This window comes from Bathymodiolus azoricus thioautotrophic gill symbiont (genome assembly GCF_001298715.1).
Taxonomy (GTDB): domain Bacteria; phylum Pseudomonadota; class Gammaproteobacteria; order PS1; family Pseudothioglobaceae; genus Thiodubiliella.
Genome location: NZ_CDSC02000507.1, coordinates 1 through 3,121 on the forward strand (window position 1 = coordinate 1; position 3,121 = coordinate 3,121).

Annotated in this window: 3 protein-coding genes; all 3 read right to left on the reverse strand. The window is 32.8% G+C overall.

The annotated features are described in order from the left end of the window. Positions 1-122: 122 nt before the first annotated feature. On the reverse strand, positions 123-965 hold the full coding sequence (locus tag BAZSYMA_RS09515) for a coiled-coil domain-containing protein (RefSeq protein WP_143243199.1): 843 nt from the start codon (positions 963-965) through the stop codon (positions 123-125). A 33-nt stretch (positions 966-998) separates the two neighbouring features. Continuing rightward, positions 999-2,702 (reverse strand): coiled-coil domain-containing protein, encoded by a 1,704-nt coding sequence (locus BAZSYMA_RS09520; RefSeq protein ID WP_143243200.1) that lies wholly within the window; start codon positions 2,700-2,702, stop codon positions 999-1,001. Positions 2,703-2,921: 219 nt separating this feature from the next. Next, the coding region (locus BAZSYMA_RS10265) for a hypothetical protein (protein WP_206599462.1) at positions 2,922-3,121 on the reverse strand (200 nt) is incomplete at its 5' end.

A 3,121-nucleotide genomic window follows, 5' to 3' on the forward strand; every position in this document is an offset into this window, starting at 1 on the left:
TAATTAGATCTTCTCTTAATCCATCCATTTCTTCCATTATTTGTTCATGTTCTATTTCAAGCTCAGATACTCTGTTTTTCATTGCTATCAATTTTGCATTTTCCATTTCTAACTCAGTAATTTTAGTTTTTTAAATCAGTCACATCACCACCCTCAGTCTGAATTTGTTTGATCTTATGAAAGTTTTCCTCCTTCTCATGATTTAATGCTTGTTTAAGTTTCGCAACAATTTCTCTGTAACTTTTACATTCTGATTCAAGTTCATCACAAAGAGACCGATTGTCCTTCACTTGTCTCTCAATCTCCAATTTATTATGTTCTAACATTTCTATTTCAGATCGTAAAATTTCCATTTCTACATGGGAAGTCTCTTTCTCTTTCATGGCCTGTGTCAATGTCTTAGATAATTTAGAGTTTTCGTCAGTCAATATTTTGACATCATCACTTAACTTTAGATTTTCTGACTTTAATTCAGTCAATTCTAAACTTTCCATTTCAATTTGTTGAAGCATAACTTCTGTATGGCTTTTACTTTTACCCTCATTTTCCATCATTTGCACATGTAGTTTTTCACATTTCACTTTTTCCTTTTCCAAAACTTTCAATAACTCCTCTTTCTCAGCTTTAATATTTAACAAATCAAGATCCTTTTGTTCCATGTGTTTCCTTAAACTTTCAATTAAAGCAGTATTACTGTCATTATCACTCTCCATACTTTTGTTAGTTTTAGCAAGCCTATCTTTAATCTGATCAACCTCAGTTTGCAATGCTTGATTTTTAGCTTTGAAAGCTTTTAACTTAATAAGCATTTTCTCACACTTAGATTCACTTGAGCTCAAGTTGTCTTTTAACATAGAAATCTCTGTAATAAGAGTTTGAACATCACTGCCATTTTCAGGCACTGATTGCCTAAGTGGTTCCACTTCAACTTTTTCAATGGCATCACCCCATCCTATATCCCCCACCACCTTGAATTATTGGATCCTGCTCAGATTCAACTAAATTGTTTTATTTTTCAGTTCACTGTATTCAATTTGCAATTCATCTTTTTCCTTTTTCAGTTGATTATACTTTTCTTCCATTTCTCTTTCTACTTCATGTTTTTGTTCATCAAAATCGTCTATTTCTTTTCGTAGAACAGTAATGACACTTTCTAGCTCAACAACTTTGGTTTGGGCTTCTGTCATCTCCTTTTCAGCATGAGCAGATTGAATGGTTAATGTGTGATATATTTCTTCCATTTCCTTCAATCTTTCAAGTTCTGTCGTTATTTTAACATTTTCCTCCTTTACAAATGACAAATCATTGGTTTCTGACAAAGCTTGGGTTAACTTCATTTCCATCTGTTCTCGTTCACTTTCTTTGGTCTCTAATGCTAACTGACTTATATCAAGCCTTTCCTTGTAACTATTAACACTATACTGTAAGTCTTGATTCTCTAATGTAAGTTCTTTCACTCTCAGTTCTAATTCCTGGTTTTGTTTTGCTAAATCATTTAGTATATTCATAGATTCCTCTTTATCACTAGATTGTGTATTTATAGACAATTCCAAATCTTCTTTCTCATGAGTAAGTTTGTCAGCAGATAATCTAATGTCTTCGTAATCTTGTGTTAATGTTTGAAAATTTAATTCTAAACTCTCCTTTTCTTTAGAAAGTTGTTGGAGTGTTTGTTCTAATTCTGCAGATTGTGTAATTAGGATATCTCTTTCGTTTATAACTATATTTCTTTCCTCATTCAAAGCTGAAATATCTTGCACCAGAGATGAATTATCTGCCCTTAATTTTTCAAATTCATTCAGTTGAGATGTCAATTCAGTAACTTCATTTTGTAAAGTGTCATTTCTTACAGTCTGCTCTGTCAATTTTGATTCCAACATAGTTTGAACTTCTGTAATCTGACTAGAAAATTGACATTGGAGCAACTGCTTTTCCTCGGTTTGATTGGCTAATTTAATTTCATATTCTTGCTGTGTATCTTCCAAATGGGAGGCCATTTGTGAGATTTTACTGTGCAGTGATTGATTTTCTTCCATTTGATTGGTTAATTTTGTTTCATAAATATCTCTCAACTCCTGTACTTCTCTTTCAGTACTATCTTTTAAATTCTTATTTGTATTGTCTAACTGTTGTTTCAATGTATAAATCTCTTGTTCTGATGTTCCAATGATGTCCTTAATTATTTCTGACACTTGATTCAAATTTTGAAAATCAATATGATGTAAATGAGGAGATAGGAGTTTGAGACTATGGGCAAACTGAGATAGATTGTCCTCGTGAAATGCTAACTGATTTGAAAGATCAACTATTTTTGTTGCTGTCTGTTCTAGATTCTTTTGAAGACTTTCCTTTTCTTCTTCTAATTGTCCCTTTTCTATCTGTCCTTGTGTGACCTCATTCTGAAGATGTTCAACAGCCGTTGTCTGCTTTCTAACTTCCTGCTGCAGTGATTGAATCAATTCCTCAAAACTTCCAACTCTTTCTTCCATTTCTTTAATATTATTTTCTTTTTCTTCAACAATTTTCTCTACATCAGCCAAATTTGTCTCTAATTTATCAATTTCTTTTTGTTTTTCTTCAAATATTTGCTTGCTAACATGTTCTTCACTCTCACATTTTTCAGAAAATTGTTGACATTTTTGACTTAATTCAGACAATTGTTTTTCTAATTCTGATTTGGTTTCAGCTGAAGAATCTGACAATGCACTCAGTTTCACCTGTAGGTCTGAACACTCATTTTCTTTGACTGATAACTGACAGGACATATTTTTCCAGATCTGAAACCTTTTGTTCCATTAGTTTCTTGTGTTCTAATAACTCTAACTCTTTCATGTGTACTTGTTCGTTCAGCTTAGTAATACTGTCTTCTTTCTCACTGTGACCCTGAAATAACAGAAAATACATCATAGTGTATATTTTGTCTACAGAATTTGATTTGATTTTGATTTTTGGTGTTTTAACGCCACTTTCAACAATATTTCAGCCATATCATGGCAACCAGTTTTAGTGGTGGAGGAAGCCGGAGTACCCGGAGAGAACCACCGATCATGGGCAAGCAACTGGTAAACTTTATCACATGCGGCTGTGAGTCGAGTGCACCTTTTTTGTAATTTACAAAGCC